The organism is Enterobacter sp. K510 (genome assembly GCF_055804875.1).
In genome coordinates this window covers 1-15,409 of the sequence record NZ_JBNRLQ010000008.1, presented here as the reverse complement: position 1 = coordinate 15,409, position 15,409 = coordinate 1, and the positions used below count along the sequence as shown (strand labels likewise).

At 55.4% G+C, this 15,409-nt stretch carries 16 protein-coding genes; 8 read left to right on the top strand and 8 right to left on the bottom strand.

Going from position 1 to position 15,409, the window contains the following annotated elements:
* Window positions 1-20: 20 nt before the first annotated feature.
* Genes rseC through rseD form a run of 5 tightly spaced genes read right to left on the bottom strand, consistent with a single transcriptional unit; the run spans window position 21 to window position 2,767 of the window.
* Complete coding sequence (gene rseC / locus ACQUTD_RS14795) at window positions 21-500, bottom strand: SoxR-reducing system protein RseC (RefSeq protein WP_321987881.1); 480 nt, start codon at window positions 498-500, stop codon at window positions 21-23.
* Window positions 497-1,450 carry a sigma-E factor regulatory protein RseB gene (rseB, locus tag ACQUTD_RS14790; protein ID WP_318376219.1) on the bottom strand — a complete coding sequence of 318 codons (954 nt, stop codon included), beginning with the start codon at window positions 1,448-1,450 and terminating at the stop codon, window positions 497-499. The genes rseC and rseB overlap by 4 nt, the downstream gene beginning before the upstream one ends.
* On the bottom strand, window positions 1,450-2,103 hold the full coding sequence (rseA, locus tag ACQUTD_RS14785) for an anti-sigma-E factor RseA (RefSeq protein WP_072569386.1): 654 nt from the start codon (window positions 2,101-2,103) through the stop codon (window positions 1,450-1,452). The genes rseB and rseA overlap by 1 nt, the downstream gene beginning before the upstream one ends.
* 32 nt (window positions 2,104-2,135) lie before the next feature.
* Window positions 2,136-2,711, bottom strand: a complete 576-nt coding sequence (gene rpoE / locus ACQUTD_RS14780) for an RNA polymerase sigma factor RpoE (protein WP_072569387.1) — start codon at window positions 2,709-2,711, stop codon at window positions 2,136-2,138.
* Complete coding sequence (rseD, locus tag ACQUTD_RS14775; RefSeq protein WP_234007236.1) at window positions 2,708-2,767, bottom strand: rpoE leader peptide RseD; 60 nt, start codon at window positions 2,765-2,767, stop codon at window positions 2,708-2,710. Before rseD ends, rpoE begins: the two co-directional genes overlap by 4 nt.
* A 367-nt stretch (window positions 2,768-3,134) precedes the next feature.
* On the opposite strand from rseD, the gene nadB reads away from it, so the two are divergent.
* A complete protein-coding gene (gene nadB / locus ACQUTD_RS14770) occupies window positions 3,135-4,748 on the top strand; it encodes an L-aspartate oxidase (RefSeq protein ID WP_318376217.1) in 1,614 nt (537 codons plus the stop codon).
* Here the strand turns inward: nadB and trmN are convergent.
* Window positions 4,737-5,474, bottom strand: a complete 738-nt coding sequence (gene trmN / locus ACQUTD_RS14765) for a tRNA(1)(Val) (adenine(37)-N(6))-methyltransferase TrmN (protein ID WP_473277277.1) — start codon at window positions 5,472-5,474, stop codon at window positions 4,737-4,739. The genes nadB and trmN overlap by 12 nt on opposite strands.
* A 131-nt stretch (window positions 5,475-5,605) precedes the next feature.
* Between trmN and srmB the strand changes: the two genes are divergently transcribed.
* Window positions 5,606-6,928, top strand: coding sequence for an ATP-dependent RNA helicase SrmB (srmB, locus tag ACQUTD_RS14760; RefSeq protein ID WP_321987884.1), 1,323 nt, complete (start codon window positions 5,606-5,608; stop codon window positions 6,926-6,928).
* Between the two features lie 54 nt (window positions 6,929-6,982).
* Here the strand turns inward: srmB and grcA are convergent, their stop codons facing one another.
* The gene (gene grcA, locus ACQUTD_RS14755; RefSeq protein ID WP_072569391.1) at window positions 6,983-7,366 is read right to left on the bottom strand and encodes an autonomous glycyl radical cofactor GrcA; all 384 of its coding nucleotides are present in this window, start codon (window positions 7,364-7,366) and stop codon (window positions 6,983-6,985) included.
* 314 nt (window positions 7,367-7,680) lie between these two features.
* On the opposite strand from grcA, the gene ung reads away from it, so the two are divergent.
* On the top strand, window positions 7,681-8,370 hold the full coding sequence (gene ung / locus ACQUTD_RS14750; RefSeq protein WP_473277276.1) for a uracil-DNA glycosylase: 690 nt from the start codon (window positions 7,681-7,683) through the stop codon (window positions 8,368-8,370).
* A gap of 33 nt (window positions 8,371-8,403) precedes the next feature.
* Here ung and ACQUTD_RS14745 read toward each other — a convergent pair whose 3' ends face one another.
* Window positions 8,404-9,465, bottom strand: a complete 1,062-nt coding sequence (locus tag ACQUTD_RS14745) for a tRNA/rRNA methyltransferase (protein ID WP_473277275.1) — start codon at window positions 9,463-9,465, stop codon at window positions 8,404-8,406.
* A gap of 200 nt (window positions 9,466-9,665) precedes the next feature.
* On the opposite strand from ACQUTD_RS14745, the gene trxC reads away from it, so the two are divergent.
* The 5 genes from trxC to ACQUTD_RS14720 all read left to right on the top strand — a co-directional run bounded on the left by trxC (window position 9,666) and on the right by ACQUTD_RS14720 (window position 15,393).
* Window positions 9,666-10,085, top strand: coding sequence for a thioredoxin TrxC (gene trxC, locus ACQUTD_RS14740; RefSeq protein ID WP_072569394.1), 420 nt, complete (start codon window positions 9,666-9,668; stop codon window positions 10,083-10,085).
* A gap of 67 nt (window positions 10,086-10,152) precedes the next feature.
* Window positions 10,153-10,851: a tRNA-uridine aminocarboxypropyltransferase gene (locus ACQUTD_RS14735; RefSeq protein WP_072569395.1), complete on the top strand. Its 699-nt coding sequence runs from the start codon at window positions 10,153-10,155 to the stop codon at window positions 10,849-10,851.
* A 32-nt stretch (window positions 10,852-10,883) separates the two neighbouring features.
* Complete coding sequence (locus ACQUTD_RS14730) at window positions 10,884-13,538, top strand: GNAT family N-acetyltransferase (RefSeq protein WP_473277274.1); 2,655 nt, start codon at window positions 10,884-10,886, stop codon at window positions 13,536-13,538.
* Window positions 13,539-13,661: 123 nt separating this feature from the next.
* A complete protein-coding gene (pssA, locus tag ACQUTD_RS14725) occupies window positions 13,662-15,014 on the top strand; it encodes a CDP-diacylglycerol--serine O-phosphatidyltransferase (protein WP_415877744.1) in 1,353 nt (450 codons plus the stop codon).
* A gap of 55 nt (window positions 15,015-15,069) precedes the next feature.
* Window positions 15,070-15,393 carry a YfiM family lipoprotein gene (locus tag ACQUTD_RS14720; protein WP_072569508.1) on the top strand — a complete coding sequence of 108 codons (324 nt, stop codon included), beginning with the start codon at window positions 15,070-15,072 and terminating at the stop codon, window positions 15,391-15,393.
* Window positions 15,394-15,409: the final 16 nt, after the last annotated feature.

Sequence of the window (15,409 nt, the reverse complement as noted above, 5' to 3'; positions counted from 1 at the left end):
TAAGGCAAAAAGGCGTGAAATTATTGACTGGCGCTGGAGTGCGGCGTTTCCACTCGCAGCATGTCCGGTGGTAAACCCACGCTCAGGATCACCGGCTGCCAGGCGTCTTTCGCGGCCAGCTTCGGGGAAAGCGCGCGCGCCAGCAAAAAGCCGCCTGCTCCGCCCAGCACCGCGCCGCCCAGCGCTGCGAGATCGTAACCAAACAGGGTCTGGAAAATCCCCGCCACCGCAAACATACCCACCAGCGGCGTCATATACACTAACATTGCGGAGCCAAGCAGACTGCCTTCAGCAATCCCCAGCTCGACTTTTTGACCGGCGACCAGGGGCTGGTCGCAGGGCACCACCAGCGTGTGCGTGGTCTGCGGCCCCAGCTTGTTGAGCACGCGGCTGCCGCAACCGGAACGCGAGGCGCAACTGCTGCAGGATGCTTTCACATCGCAGCTGACCAGGGCTTCGCCCTGTTCCCATGAGACGACGGTTGCCCACTCTTTAATCATTGTGCTGCCCTGAATTTAAGACTGTCCGCAATACGTTTTGCGGTCTGCGGCGGGAGTTCTCCCACCACGGTAATTTCGCTGTTGCCGCGCACGGTGGTATTGAGCGTACGACGCCCGGTACGCAGCATCTGATCGGTACTGTTCTGGTTTGCGGCGTTCACGTTCACCGAGAAGCTGAACAAACCATCTGAATAAAGGCGCGATTCAACGGGTACATCCACCGTGGGTAATTTCCGGCGGCTGCTGGCCACTTCGCTGAAGCCCTGCGGCAGCCAGGACGGAGTCCAGTTGAATTCAATCTTATCGCCTGTCGGCACGGAGAGCAGCGGCGGCAGACTGGCTTTAGCCAATGACTGCATGCTGGTTCCCACCTGGCTGTCCACCGAGAACGCAATCACGCGGAACTGCTCCAGGGTTTCACCGTCGCGATCCAGCAGGTCAACGCGCAGCGGCAGTTTGCTTTCTGAATCGAGCCAGACGATATAGCTGTAACGCGTGCCGTCCCGCGCCACCACGCGGATCACTTCGCACAGGCGATCGGCAATGCGCGTACGTCCGACGGAGATAAAATCATAAATGGCAGAGATGCGTTTGAAATCGGTATAGACCAGCGACGGCAGCGAGTCGACGATGTAATCGCCGTTAAGCGTGAACGGCTCAAGACCAGGCTCGAAATAGCTGATTTCACTGCCGCGCTGTACGACTTCGCGGCGCGGGCCATCCATCTGCAAAAGCTGGGCAAGCGGCTGATTATCGAGACGGGCGTGGCGATAGCGTAATGACTCCACACCCTGCTTGTTGATGCTGACGAAAGACATCTCGTAATTGAGTGACTGGCTGGCCAGATTCATCTGCTGCAACAACGCCCCGGATGATATATCAGCCGAGGCGTTGAAGGAGAGGAACAGGCTACCCGTCACAAAGGACATGGCATACCAAAGTTGCTTCATTACTGCGATTGCGTTCCTAAGGTTTGAGTACCGGGTACCTGGACTGCGGCTTGCTGAGTCTGGGCCTGCTCAAACTGAAGCTGTTCGGAGTGCAGGCGGCGTTGCAGTTCGTAATCCTGCAACATGGCATTGATTCGACGACGCTGTTCCTGCACCTGCTGTTGCTGACCTGCGCCAGGCTGGGAGGCATCAGCAGGAACGCCAAGGCTAACCGGGCTGGCTTTACCCATCATCGGCAGGGTATTGAATACCGGCGCCTCTGGCTGCTGGGTGGCATCAGACTGCCCGTTATAGTGCTGCACGCCGACGATAACTGCAAGCGATACACAGGCGGCCACGCCCATTTGCGTGAGCTGACTTGCCCACGGGCGCACTTTGCTCCAGAACGGCATTTTCTGCCATTGCTGCGGTGCAGGCTGCGCTTCAGGGATCAGCGGCGTCGTCTGGCGTTGCGGTTCGTCTGCAATGGCGGCCATTACGCGCGCTGAAATATCGAAATGCAGAACGTCGGCCGTATCGCCTCGCATTGAATCGCGGATAAGATGATAACTCTGCCAGGTTTTTTGCATTTCCGGATCGCGCGAAAGCTCGCTAAGGAGTTCGCTATCCAGCGTTTCACCATCCATTAAAGCGGAAAGTTGTTCTTTCTGCATGCCTAAATACCTTTTCCAGTATCCCGCTATCGTCAACGCCTGATAAGCGGTTGAACTTTATTATCAATGGCTTCCCGCGCACGGAAGATACGTGAACGAACCGTACCGACCGGACAATCCATGATGACGGCTATCTCTTCATAGCTCAAACCATCCAGCTCCCGCAAGGTGATAGCCATGCGTAAATCTTCAGGGAGCGACTCAATGGTGCGGAAAACAATTTGTCGCAATTCTTCAGACAACATTAAGTTCTCAGGGTTCGAAATTTCTTTCAGCGCCCCGCCACTTTCGAAGTTTTCCGCATCAATTGCATCAACATCGGTAGACGGCGGACGACGCCCCTGAGCCACCAGATAATTTTTAGCGGTATTCACCGCAATACGGTACAGCCAGGTGTAAAAAGCGCTATCTCCCCGGAATGAATCCAGCGCACGATAGGCCTTAATAAAGGACTCTTGTACCACGTCCGGCACGTCGCCAGACGGCACGTAACGTGAGACCAGGCTCGCCACTTTATGCTGGTAGCGTACTACCAGTAAGTTAAACGATTTCTGATCTCCTTTCTGGACCCGCTCAACAAGGACCTGATCCGTTAACTGCTCGCTCATCCGAGGTAATGTCTCCCCAAACCCTGTTTCCACGCGTAATCGAAACGCCACTCCAATACTGCACTATGAGCAAGCAGGTCATTAGAGAATAGGTTTCGTGAATAGTTCCGTTACGCCTTTGTTTTTGTGTATCGTTTCGCAAACTGTTGGTTATAACTCATTATAAGTCTACGGACTTTAAACCACGTACTTTGACCAGCAATAAAGGCATTATTAACCGCCTGAAGAGTAACGCAACGCGCCCCCGATTTCATCTCTTTATCTGTTGCTAACGCTCTGCTTCGCAAATTAATTTCACTTTTTTTATCTGCGCTGTCTGATATAACCTGTTTAGTACCTATAACACAGCCTTAAAAAACAGGTGCTCTGTTGGGAGTGGCAGTGCTATGCTGCGACAACCTTGTTTAGTAAATTAAACACGAAATGAACACAACACCTGAACACGCCTGTGATGTGCTGATTATTGGCAGCGGCGCTGCCGGTCTGTCGCTGGCTCTGCGTCTGGCTGAACGCCATAACGTGCTGGTACTGAGTAAAGGCCCGGTCAGCGAAGGTTCCACTTTTTATGCCCAGGGCGGCATTGCCGCTGTGTTTGATGAAACCGACAGTATCGCGGCGCACGTGGAAGATACGCTGATCGCCGGTGCCGGTATTGTCGATCCCCATGCGGCCGAGTTTGTCGCCAGCAATGCCCGTCATTGCGTGCAGTGGCTTATCGATCAGGGCGTGCTATTCGATACCCACACTCAACCCAACGGCGTTGAGGGTTATCACCTGACGCGTGAGGGCGGGCACAGTCATCGCCGTATTTTGCACAGCGCCGATGCCACTGGCAAAGCTGTGGAAACCACGCTGGTCAGCCAGGCGCTGAGCCATCCGAATATTCGGGTGCTAGAGCGCGCTAACGCGGTCGATCTCATTATCTCCGATAAAATCGGCCTGCCGGGTACGCGTCGCGTGGTGGGTGCCTGGATCTGGGATCGCAATAAAGAAGTGGTGGAAACCTGTAAAGCCAAAGCGGTAGTGCTGGCCACCGGCGGCGCTTCAAAAGTGTATCAGTACACCACCAATCCGGATATTGCCTCCGGGGACGGTATCGCCATGGCCTGGCGTGCTGGCTGTCGGGTGGCGAATCTGGAGTTTAACCAGTTTCATCCCACGGCGCTCTTCCATCCGCAGGCACGTAATTTTCTGCTCACCGAAGCGCTGCGCGGCGAAGGCGCGCTGCTGAAGCGCCCGGACGGTTCCCGCTTTATGCCTGATTTTGACGAGCGCGCCGAACTGGCCCCGCGGGATATTGTCGCCCGCGCCATCGATCATGAAATGAAACGTCTCGGCGCTGACTGCATGTATCTGGACATCAGTCATAAGCCGGAAGCCTTCGTGCGCCAGCATTTCCCGACAATCTATGAAAAGCTGCTCAGTCTGGGGATCGACCTGACCCGTGAGCCGGTACCCATTGTCCCTGCCGCCCATTACACCTGCGGCGGGGTCATGGTGGATGAGGCCGGACGCACCGATGTCGACGGCTTGTACGCGATCGGTGAAGTCAGCTACACCGGACTGCACGGCGCAAACCGCATGGCGTCGAATTCCCTGCTGGAATGCCTGGTGTACGGCTGGTCTGCCGCTGAAGATATTGCCCGCCGTATGCCCTACGTACGTGACACTGCCGCCCTGCCCGCCTGGGACGAAAGCCGTGTGGATAACGCCGATGAACGGGTCGTGATCCAGCATAACTGGCATGAGCTGCGTTTACTGATGTGGGATTACGTCGGCATTGTGCGCACCACTAAGCGGCTGGAGCGTGCGCTGCGGCGGATACAGATGTTGCAACAGGAGATCGACGAATACTATGCCCATTTTCGCGTCTCCAACAATCTGCTGGAGTTACGGAATCTGGTACAGGTGGCGGAGCTGATTGTGCGCTGCGCGATGATGCGCAAAGAGAGTCGCGGATTGCATTACACCCTCGACTACCCGGCGCTGTTGCCTGCCTCCGGGCCGTCGGTGTTATCGCCAGGCTTACATAAATAAGTAGAACGCCTGGGTCAGCGCCGTATAGCCTTCGGAATAGCGCTGATCGGGACCGCGGATCACCAGCCGGTCGCTAAAGCATTCTCCCTGCGTCGGGGAGAATGCCAGCAGCACACGGTGCGGCAGTCGCCCTTCAGTGTCGGAAATATCGGTGCGCAGGCGCAGATGCCAGCCGCCTTCCAGCGCGTTTTGCGTAAAGACATTGCCGATATTTTCCGGCAATACCACGCAGAAAAAGCCCTCTTCGGTAATGCATTCTGTCGCGCAGGCCAGTAACGCTGCATGATCCAGCGTCGTGGTATAACGCGCCTGCTCACGCTCAGGGCTGCCGCACTCAACGCCTTTCTCAAAATAAGGCGGATTACTGACAATCAGATCGTAACGCTGGGTGCACTGTTTCACCCACTGCTGAATGTCGGCGCTGTGCACCTGAATGCGCGCTTTCCACAGTGATTCATCGACATTTTCCCTGGCCTGACTGGCTGCGGCCTCATCCAGTTCTACCGCATCAATGGCTACCGTATCGCCGGTGCGCTGCGCCAGCATCAGCGCCAGCAAGCCGCTACCGGTGCCGATATCGAGAATGCGTTTAACGCCTGCCACGGGCGACCATGCCCCCAGTAAAACACCATCAGTACCGACTTTCATCGCACAGCGATCGTGCGCGACAAAGAACTGTTTAAACGTGAATCCATCACGACGAAGCAACGTTTTGCCTGGCGACATTCTTTACAACCTTCTTAATGAAACCGGGGTAGCATAGGTGAAAGCGATAAGCCGGGGAAGGCTTATCCACACAAACAGATGAAGATTGCAGCCATAACGTCTATAATCAGCGCCCCACACAGAGGTAGAACATGACTGTAACGACTTTTTCCGAACTTGAACTCGATGAAACCCTTCTGGAAGCGCTCCAGAATAAAGGGTTTACACGCCCGACTGCCATTCAGGCGGCTGCTATTCCGCCCGCGCTGGAAGGCCGTGATGTACTCGGTTCTGCGCCGACAGGCACCGGTAAAACGGCGGCGTACCTGCTGCCCGTGTTGCAGCATTTGATCGACTTCCCGCGTAAAAAATCCGGGCCGCCGCGTATTCTGATCCTGACGCCGACCCGTGAACTGGCCATGCAGGTTGCAGAACATGCGCGTGAGTTAGCCGCCAATACCCATCTGGACATCGCCACCATTACCGGCGGTGTCGCCTATATGAACCACGCGGAAGTGTTCAGCGAAAACCAGGACATCGTGGTGGCGACCACGGGTCGTCTGATGCAGTACATAAAAGAAGAAAACTTTGACTGCCGCGCGGTGGAAACGCTGATTCTGGATGAAGCTGACCGTATGCTGGAGCTGGGCTTCGCGCAGGATATTGAACATATTGCAGGCGAAACGCGCTGGCGCAAACAGACCATGCTGTTTTCCGCCACGCTCGAAGGCAATGCGGTAAAAGAGTTTGCTGAGCGTCTGCTGGAGGATCCGGAAGAGGTCTCCGCCACGCCGTCCACACGCGAGCGTAAGAAAATCCATCAGTGGTATTACCGCGCCGATAATCTGGATCACAAAGTGGCGCTGCTTCAGCATCTGCTGAAACAGGACGATGCGACCCGCACCATCGTCTTTGTGCGTAAGCGCGAGCGTGTGCATGAACTGGCGGGGCTGCTGCGTACAGCCGGTATTAACAACTGTTACCTCGAAGGCGATATGCCGCAGGCGAAGCGTACCGAAGGCATCAAACGTCTGACGGAAGGCCGCGTAAACGTGCTGATCGCCACCGACGTGGCGGCCCGTGGTATCGATATTCCGGATGTGAGCCATGTGATCAACTTCGACATGCCGCGCAGCGGGGACATCTATCTGCACCGTATTGGCCGTACCGGCCGTGCGGGTCGTAAAGGCACGGCGATTTCGCTGGTCGAAGCGCACGATCATCTGCTGCTGCTGAAAGTCGGCCGCTACGTTGACGAGCCGCTGAAAGCCCGCGTTATTGATGAATTGCGTCCGACTACCCGTGCGCCAAGCGATAAGCTGACCGGCAAGCCGTCGAAAAAAGTGCTGGCGAAACGCGCCGAGAAGAAAAAAGCAGAAAAAGAGAAACCGCGGGTGAAGAATCGCCATCGCGATGCGAAAAACGTGGGTAAGCGCCGCAAGCCAAGCGGTTCGCAGGAGACCACAAACGAGTAATAAAAAAGCCGGGTTAATAACCCGGCTTTTTTTATCGCTGATTTATAAGCTTTTTCACAGGCTTTCAGTGAAAGTACGGGCAATCACGTCGCGCTGCTGTTCCGGGGTCAGCGAGTTAAAACGCACCGCATAGCCGGAAACACGAATGGTCAGCTGCGGATATTTTTCCGGATGTTCAACCGCGTCCATCAGGGTTTCACGACGCAGCACGTTAACGTTCAGGTGCTGACCGCCTTCAACGCGAACCTGCGGCTGCACTTCCATCGGCACTTCGCGATATTCAATCTCGCCGAGCTTGCTGACAGCCACCACGTCGTCTTCGGCAAAACCGGCTTTTGCGCATACGCAGCGTGCTTCACCGGTTTCGCTGTCCAGCAACCAGAAAGAGTTCAGCAGATCGTCGTTTGCGGCTTTAGTAATCTGGATACCTGTAATCATGTTATGCCTCCCGGGCTTCATAATTTGTTTTAACCGGCCTGATGTCGGCCAATTGGTAAAACCATTGTTGCTTGAGTGTAGATATACCAGTCAGCCAGCCGTCATTCTTTGACTTAAATCAATAAAAACCACACTGCAAAAGTGCCTATAGATGGAAATAATTGTTTTATATCAATTTTAGCCCTGTGATGAATAAAATTATTTTGCAAGCTTTAAAATTTTTTTGGGCAATTTCGCACTATGAAGCCTGGCAATTTTATTCTGGCAACATAAGCAGTTAAGCTAAGCATTATCACTTTTCGCTGGAGAGCGGCATGACCACTTCACTGACATGGCACGATGTGCTGGCCGAAGAAAAAAAGCAGCCTTATTTTATCGACACGCTTAACGCCGTCGCCGCCGAGCGTCAGGCGGGCGCCACTATCTACCCGCCGCAGAAAGATGTCTTTAACGCCTTTCGTTTTACTGAACTGGGGGACGTGAAAGTCGTCATTTTAGGTCAGGATCCCTATCACGGTCCCGGTCAGGCGCATGGTCTGGCGTTTTCTGTGCGTCCCGGCGTCGCCATCCCGCCCTCGTTGCTGAATATGTATAAGGAGCTGGAGAAATCGATCCCGGGCTTTGAACGGCCGACGCACGGTTATCTGGAAAGCTGGGCGCGTCAGGGCGTGCTGTTGCTTAATACGGTGCTGACCGTGCGCGCCGGGCAGGCACACTCACATGCCAGCCTTGGCTGGGAAACCTTTACCGATAAGGTGATCGCGCTGATCAATGAACATCGTGAAGGGGTAGTGTTTTTGCTCTGGGGGTCCCATGCGCAGAAGAAAGGGGCGATTATCGACGGCAAGCGTCATCACGTGTTAAAAGCGCCGCATCCGTCGCCGCTTTCGGCGCACCGTGGCTTTTTTGGCTGCAATCATTTCGTGCTGGCGAACGAGTGGCTGGAACAGCACGGCGAAAAGCCCATCGACTGGATGCCGGTATTGCCTGCAGAAAGTGAGTAAAAAAAATGCCAGCGTTACGCTGGCATTTTTGTATCAGGCTTTGTTTTGTCGCCACCATTCCGCCAGCAACACACCCGTTGCCACCGAAACGTTGAGGCTTTCCACTTTACCTGTACCCTGAATCGAGATGCTCATGTCCGCGCTGGACAGCGCGGCATCAGATAACCCGTCACGCTCCTGCCCGAGCACCAGCACCATTTTCTTCGGCATCGTCGCCTTAAATAACGGGGTGCCTTCATGGCTGGAAGTAGTGACTATGGTATAACCCGCTTTACGGAATGCATCCAGCGCGCTGATAATACTGTCGCCGGTTACGGCTTGCACGTGTTCCGCGCCGCCTTCAGCGGTACGGATCGCGGCACCCGATTCCAGAATGCCCGCGTCGTCCAGCAGCACGCCTTTGACGCCAAAGTGCGCGCAGCTGCGCATCATCGCGCCGAGGTTATGCGGGTTACCCACATCTTCCAGCGCCAGCACGCAATCTTCTTCGCCCGCCTGGTCTACCCATTGCTGAACTGAGATCCCGCTGCGTTTTTTGATGATAAAGCATACGCCGCCGTGGTGTTCAGTGCCGGAAGCCTTCACCAGCTCCGCTTCGTCCACAACGTGGTATGCCTTGCGGTTAGCCGCCATCCAGCGCAGCGCTTCTTTGAAGCGCGGGGTAACGCTTTGCACGAACCAGGCACGGACGATGCAGTCCGGACGGCTCTGGAACAGCGCCTGACAGGCGTTCTCACCATAAACGCGGGTTTCTTCCGCGCGCTGGCGACGAATGACTTCAGGATCGACAAAGGCTTTGCCGCCCGCGGTCGTGGCCTCCGGCTTCGCGCTCGCGTCGACCGGCGGACGGGAAACGGTACGCCATGGCGAAGAGGATTCGCCGTCATAATCACGGTCACGGCTGCGATCGCGATCGCGGCCCGAACCTTTACGTTCATCGCGGGCGGGGCGACGGCCACCGTCTGCACGAGAGGATCCCGGACGCCCTCCCCCTTTCCCGGTACGCGGGTTATGGGTACGTTTGTCGGAATCATCATCACTGCGGACATACATCACTTTGACCTTGCCGCTTTTATTCTTTAGTTCGTCGTTCATGCTTTTCTCCACCAGCGCTGCGCGAAGCGCGCAGATTACCCGATGTGCAGTCGCATAGCCATTACTTCGTTTAAAAGCCAGCGGCTATCGTACTCATTGAACAAAACGCGTTGTTGTCTGTGTCACCTTCAATGATAATACTTAACATTCAGGAAACATTATTGTCACTACCTGTACCCATGGTTTACCAGAGGTTAGTTATGAATACCGTATGTGCAAGCTGCCAGGCGCTTAACCGCATTCCCGAGGATCGCGTTAATGACATCGCGAAATGTGGGCGTTGTGGTCATGAACTGTTTGATGGTGAAGTCATTAACGCCACCGGTGAAAACCTGGATAAATTGCTCAAGGACGATCTGCCGGTCGTGGTGGATTTCTGGGCGCCGTGGTGCGGCCCGTGCCGTAACTTTGCGCCAATCTTTGAAGACGTGGCGGAAGAGCGCAGCGGCAAAGTACGCTTTATCAAAGTGAACACCGAAGCCGAACGCGAACTCAGCGCCCGCTTCCGTATCCGCAGTATTCCGACCATTATGCTGTTCAAAAATGGTGAAGTCGTCGACATGTTAAACGGCGCCGTGCCGAAAGCGCCTTTTGACAGTTGGCTGAACGAATCACTCTGATCTGACGGGGCACAACTTGTGCCCCGTATTTTCCTCTGCGACAATAGCGTTTTTTCTGCGCGCACTCATGAAAACTAACGCTGTTCTGCAACTCCGGGCTGAACGTCTTGCCCGCGCTACCCGCCCTTTTCTTGCCCGCGGCAATCGCATCCGCCGCTGTCAGCGCTGTCTGCTGCCCCTTAAACAGTGCCTGTGCGATACCATTCAGCCTGCCGACGCGCGCAGCCGCTTTTGCCTGGTGATGTTTGATACTGAACCCATGAAGCCGAGCAATACCGGACGTCTGATTGCCGATACCTTGCCGGATACCGCAGCGTTTCAGTGGTCGCGTACCGAACCGCCGCAGGCGCTGCTGGATCTGGTGGCCGATCCCCGTTATCAGCCGATGGTGGTGTTTCCCGCCTCCTATGCCGGAAGCGAGCGTCAGGTGCTGGCCGCCCCGCCCGCCGGTAAGCCGCCGCTGTTTATCATGCTCGACGGCACCTGGACCGAAGCGCGTAAAATGTTTCGTAAAAGCCCGTGGCTGGATGCGCTGCCGGTGATTTCCGTCGACTTGTCCCGCGTATCAGCCTACCGGTTGCGCGCCGCCCATGCGGACGATCAGTACTGCACGGCGGAAGTCGCCATCGCGCTGTTAGATCTGGCGGATGATACCGAAGCGGCGCAGACGCTGGGCGATCATTTCTCCTGTTTCCGCGAACGTTATCTGGCGGGAAAACCTCATCATCAGGGCAGTATCACAGCAGAAGATCCAGAAAGCGTTTAAAATCATCGGGTCGCTCTTTTCCGGAGACCTGTATGAGCCAACGAGGGCTGGAAGCGCTGTTACGTCCGAAGTCGATTGCCGTTATTGGCGCATCCATGAAACCAGATCGTGCCGGTTATCTGATGATGCGTAACCTGCTGGCGGGAGGGTTTGCCGGTCCCGTGCTGCCCGTCACCCCCGCGTGGAAAGCGGTACAGGGCGTGCTGGCCTGGCCGGATATACCGAGCCTGCCTTTTACCCCCGATCTGGCGGTGCTCTGCACCAATGCCAGCCGTAATCTGGCATTACTGGAGGCGCTGGGTGAGAAAGGTTGTAAGACCTGCATTATTCTTTCCGCCCAGCCGGAACAGCATGCTGAACTTTTGGCCTGCGCGGGCCGTTACCAGATGCGTCTGCTGGGACCAAATAGCCTGGGGCTGCTGGCTCCCTGGCAGGGGCTGAACGCCAGTTTCTCTCCCGTCCCCATCCGGCGCGGAAAACTCGCCTTTATTTCCCAGTCGGCGGCCGTTTCCAATACCATCCTTGACTGGGCGCAGCAGCGCGAAATGGGCTTCTCCTACTTTATTGCGCTTGGCGACAGTCTGGACATTGATGTGGATGAGCTGCTCGATTTCCTTGCCCGGGATACGAAAACCAGCGCCATTTTGCTCTACCTTGAGCACCTCAGCGACGCCCGGCGTTTCGTGTCTGCGGCGCGCAGCGCCTCGCGTAACAAGCCTATTCTGGTGATCAAAAGCGGTCGTAGCCCGCAGGCTCAGCGGTTGCTGCATGCCCATTCCGGCATGGATCCCGCCTGGGATGCGGCTATTCAGCGCGCCGGTTTGCTGCGCGTTCAGGACACCCATGAACTCTTCTCCGCCGTGGAAACGTTAAGCCATATGCGGCCGCTGCGCGGGGAGCGGCTGATGATCGTCAGTAACGGCGCTGCCCCCGCCGCGCTGGCGCTGGATGAACTCTGGCTGCGTAACGGCAAACTGGCCACCCTCAGCGATGAGGTACTGGTGCGCTTGCGGGAGGCCCTTCCGCATTATGTGGAAGCAGGGAATCCGCTTGATTTACGCGATGACGCCAGCAGCGAGCGTTACATTGCCGCGCTGAATATTCTGCTCGACAGCACGGACATGGATGCCCTGCTGGTGATCCATGCGCCCAGCGCAGCCGCGCCGGGCAGCGAAAGCGCACGGGCGTTAATAGACGCGCTGAAAAAGCATCCGCGCGGGAAATATGTCTCGGTGTTAACCAACTGGTGCGGCGAGTTCTCCTCCCAGGAGGCGCGACGACTGTTCAGCGAAGCGGGTTTGCCCACCTATCGCACGCCGGAAGGAAGTATCACCGCTTTTATGCATATGGTTGAGTATCGTCGTAACCAGAAGCAGTTACGTGAAACCCCTGCGCTGCCCAGCAACCTCACCGCGAATACCGCTGAAGCGCATCATCTCCTGCAACAAGCGATTGAGGAGGGGGCGACCTCGCTGGATACCCATGAAGTGCAGCCCGTTCTGCGTGCTTATGGCCTGCAGACGTTGCCGACCTGGATCGCCAGCGATAGCGCCGAAGCGGTGCATATTGCCGAGCAGATCGGTTACCCGGTGGCGCTAAAACTGCGTTCCCCCGATATTCCCCATAAGTCGGAGGTGCAGGGGGTAATGCTCTACCTGCGCACGCCGGTTGAAGTGCAACAGGCGGCAGAAGCGATTATCGATCGCGTGAAAATGCGCTGGCCGCAGGCGCGTATCCATGGCTTACAGGTGCAAAGCATGGCAAACCGTGCCGGGGCACAGGAGCTTCGCGTGGTGGTGGAGCACGATCCGGTCTTCGGGCCGTTGATCATGTTAGGGGAAGGCGGTGTGGAGTGGCGGGCAGAAGATCAGGCGGCGGTTGCCCTGCCGCCGCTTAATATGAACCTCGCCCGTTATCTGGTGATCCAGGCGATCAAGAGTAAAAAGATCCGCGGCCGTAGCGCGTTAAGACCGCTGGATATTGCCGGGCTGAGCCAGCTGCTGGTGCAGGTGTCTAACCTGATCGTCGACTGCCCGGAGATCCAGCGTCTGGATATCCACCCTCTTCTTGCCTCGGCGAGTGAATTCATCGCCCTTGATGTGACGCTCGAACTGGCGCCCTTTAATGGCAATAATGACAGCCGGCTGGCCATTCGTCCCTATCCGCAGCATCTGGAAGAGTGGGTGGAGATGAAAAATGGTGAACGCAGCCTGTTTCGCCCGATCCTCCCGGAAGACGAACCACAGCTACAGCAGTTCATTTCGCAAGTCACTAAAGAAGATCTCTACTATCGCTACTTTAGTGAGATCAATGAATTTACCCATGAAGATTTAGCTAACATGACGCAGATCGACTACGATCGGGAAATGGCATTTGTGGCTGTACGCCGAACCGATCAGGGTGATGAGATCCTTGGCGTGACGCGCGCCATTTCCGATCCGGATAACATTGATGCGGAGTTTGCTGTGCTGGTACGCTCCGATCTGAAAGGCCTCGGCCTTGGGCGTCGATTGCTGGAAAAACTTATCAGTTATACCCGCGATCACGGACTTAAACGCCTGAATGGTATTACTATGCCCAACAATCGTGGCATGGTAACGCTGGCGCGAAAACTCGGATTTAATGTCGATGTTCAGCTGGAAGACGGGATCGTTGGCCTGACGCTCCGGCTGGATACGGCAGAGTAATGAAGAGTAAGGTACTGGAAATGTTGATCACTTTGGCTGGCTCTGGTGGTATCATTGCCCGCTTCTGTCGTCTGCTTAGTACAGAGGACCCTTCAATAAACAGAGAAGAAACGCACTGTGATGTTGTCAAAATTCAAGCGTAATAAACATCAACAACACCTTGCCCAACTACCTAAGCTCTCTCAGTCAGTTGATGATGTCGCGTTTTACTACTCTCCTGCGGATTTCCGGGAGACCCTGCTGCAAAAAATCGCCAGTGCCACGCACCGCATCTGCCTTATTGCGCTTTATCTGGAGCAGGACGATGGCGGTAAAGGCATTTTATCGGCGCTTTATGATGCCAAACGGCAGCGTCCTGAACTGGACGTTTGCGTACTGGTTGACTGGCACCGTGCGCAGCGTGGACGCATCGGCGCGGCGGCGTCCAATACTAACGCAGACTGGTACTGCCGCATGGCCCAGGAAAATCCTGGCGTAGAAGTACCGGTTTACGGCGTGCCGGTTAACACCCGTGAAGCGCTCGGCGTACTCCACTTTAAGGGTTTCATTATTGATGACAGCGTGCTGTACAGCGGCGCCAGTCTGAATGATGTTTACCTGCATCAACACGATAAATACCGTTACGATCGCTATCAGCTTATCCGTAATCCGCAGATGGCGGATGTAATGCTCGGCTGGGTTAAACAAAATCTGGTACAAGGGCGCGGCGTAAATCGTCTGGATAATCCGGAGCGTCCGAAAAGCCCGGAAATCAAAAACGATATCCGACTTTATCGCCAGGAATTACGCGATGCGTCTTACCATTTCCAGGGCGATGCGGATAACGATCGGCTGGCAGTAACGCCGCTCGTCGGGCTGGGAAAATCCAGCCTGCTCAATAAAACTATCTATCACCTGATGCCGTGCACCGAGCATAAGCTCACCATCTGTACGCCATACTTTAACCTGCCGGCAATACTGGTGCGCAATATCATCCAGCTGCTGCGCGATGGCAAAAAGGTGGAGATTATTGTCGGTGATAAAACTGCGAATGACTTTTTCATCCCCGAAAATGAGCCATTCAAGATCATCGGTGCGCTGCCGTATCTTTACGAGATCAACCTGCGACGTTTCCTGAGTCGTCTGCAGTATTACGTCAATAACGATCAGCTGGTTGTTCGTCTGTGGAAAGATGAAGATAACAGCTATCATCTTAAAGGTATGTGGGTCGATGAGGAGTGGATGCTGCTGACAGGCAACAATCTTAACCCACGCGCCTGGCGACTGGATCTGGAAAATGCGATTTTGATCCACGATCCCAAGCAGGAGCTGGCGCCGCTGCGTGATAAAGAGCTGGAGTTGATCCGTACGCATACTACTGTTGTGCAGCATTATCGCGATCTGCAAAGTATCGCCGATTACCCGGTGAAAGTACGTAAGCTTATACGGCGTCTGCGTCGGATCCGCATCGACAGGCTGATTAGTCGAATACTGTAACTTCTGCGCTTGCCCTGAGCCCCGTCATTGATGGGGCTTTTTAATGGAGATAATAATGCGATACCTCCCCCTTTTCGGTCTTCTTTTCATTAGTGGTTGTAGCCATATGGCCCATGACGAATGGCACGGCCAGGATAAAGCGCAGCATTTCCTCGCCTCAGCCATGCTGGCGGCTGCAGGTAACGAATATGCTCAGCACCAGGGGATTAATCAGGATCGCAGCGCGGCCTTTGGATTTATGTTTTCTGTAAGCCTGGGGGCATCAAAAGAGTTATGGGATAGCCGCCCGGCAGGAAGTGGCTGGAGCTGGAAGGATTTTGCATGGGATGTCGCGGGTGCTACTACAGGCTATAGCGTGTGGCAGCTTGCCCGGCATTAAGCTTTTTTATACGCAA

Bases quoted from the DNA above. Each gene is read 5' to 3' on its own strand.
- rseC (WP_321987881.1), bottom strand. From the start codon at position 500: ATGATTAAAGAGTGGGCAACCGTCGTCTCATGGGAACAGGGCGAAGCC.
- rseB (WP_318376219.1), bottom strand. From the start codon at position 1,450: ATGAAGCAACTTTGGTATGCCATGTCCTTTGTGACGGGTAGCCTGTTC.
- rseA (WP_072569386.1), bottom strand. From the start codon at position 2,103: ATGCAGAAAGAACAACTTTCCGCTTTAATGGATGGTGAAACGCTGGAT.
- rpoE (WP_072569387.1), bottom strand. From the start codon at position 2,711: ATGAGCGAGCAGTTAACGGATCAGGTCCTTGTTGAGCGGGTCCAGAAA.
- nadB (WP_318376217.1), top strand. From the start codon at position 3,135: ATGAACACAACACCTGAACACGCCTGTGATGTGCTGATTATTGGCAGC.
- trmN (WP_473277277.1), bottom strand. From the start codon at position 5,474: ATGTCGCCAGGCAAAACGTTGCTTCGTCGTGATGGATTCACGTTTAAA.
- srmB (WP_321987884.1), top strand. From the start codon at position 5,606: ATGACTGTAACGACTTTTTCCGAACTTGAACTCGATGAAACCCTTCTG.
- grcA (WP_072569391.1), bottom strand. From the start codon at position 7,366: ATGATTACAGGTATCCAGATTACTAAAGCCGCAAACGACGATCTGCTG.
- ung (WP_473277276.1), top strand. From the start codon at position 7,681: ATGACCACTTCACTGACATGGCACGATGTGCTGGCCGAAGAAAAAAAG.
- ACQUTD_RS14745 (WP_473277275.1), bottom strand. From the start codon at position 9,465: ATGAACGACGAACTAAAGAATAAAAGCGGCAAGGTCAAAGTGATGTAT.
- trxC (WP_072569394.1), top strand. From the start codon at position 9,666: ATGAATACCGTATGTGCAAGCTGCCAGGCGCTTAACCGCATTCCCGAG.
- ACQUTD_RS14735 (WP_072569395.1), top strand. From the start codon at position 10,153: ATGAAAACTAACGCTGTTCTGCAACTCCGGGCTGAACGTCTTGCCCGC.
- ACQUTD_RS14730 (WP_473277274.1), top strand. From the start codon at position 10,884: ATGAGCCAACGAGGGCTGGAAGCGCTGTTACGTCCGAAGTCGATTGCC.
- ACQUTD_RS14720 (WP_072569508.1), top strand. From the start codon at position 15,070: ATGCGATACCTCCCCCTTTTCGGTCTTCTTTTCATTAGTGGTTGTAGC.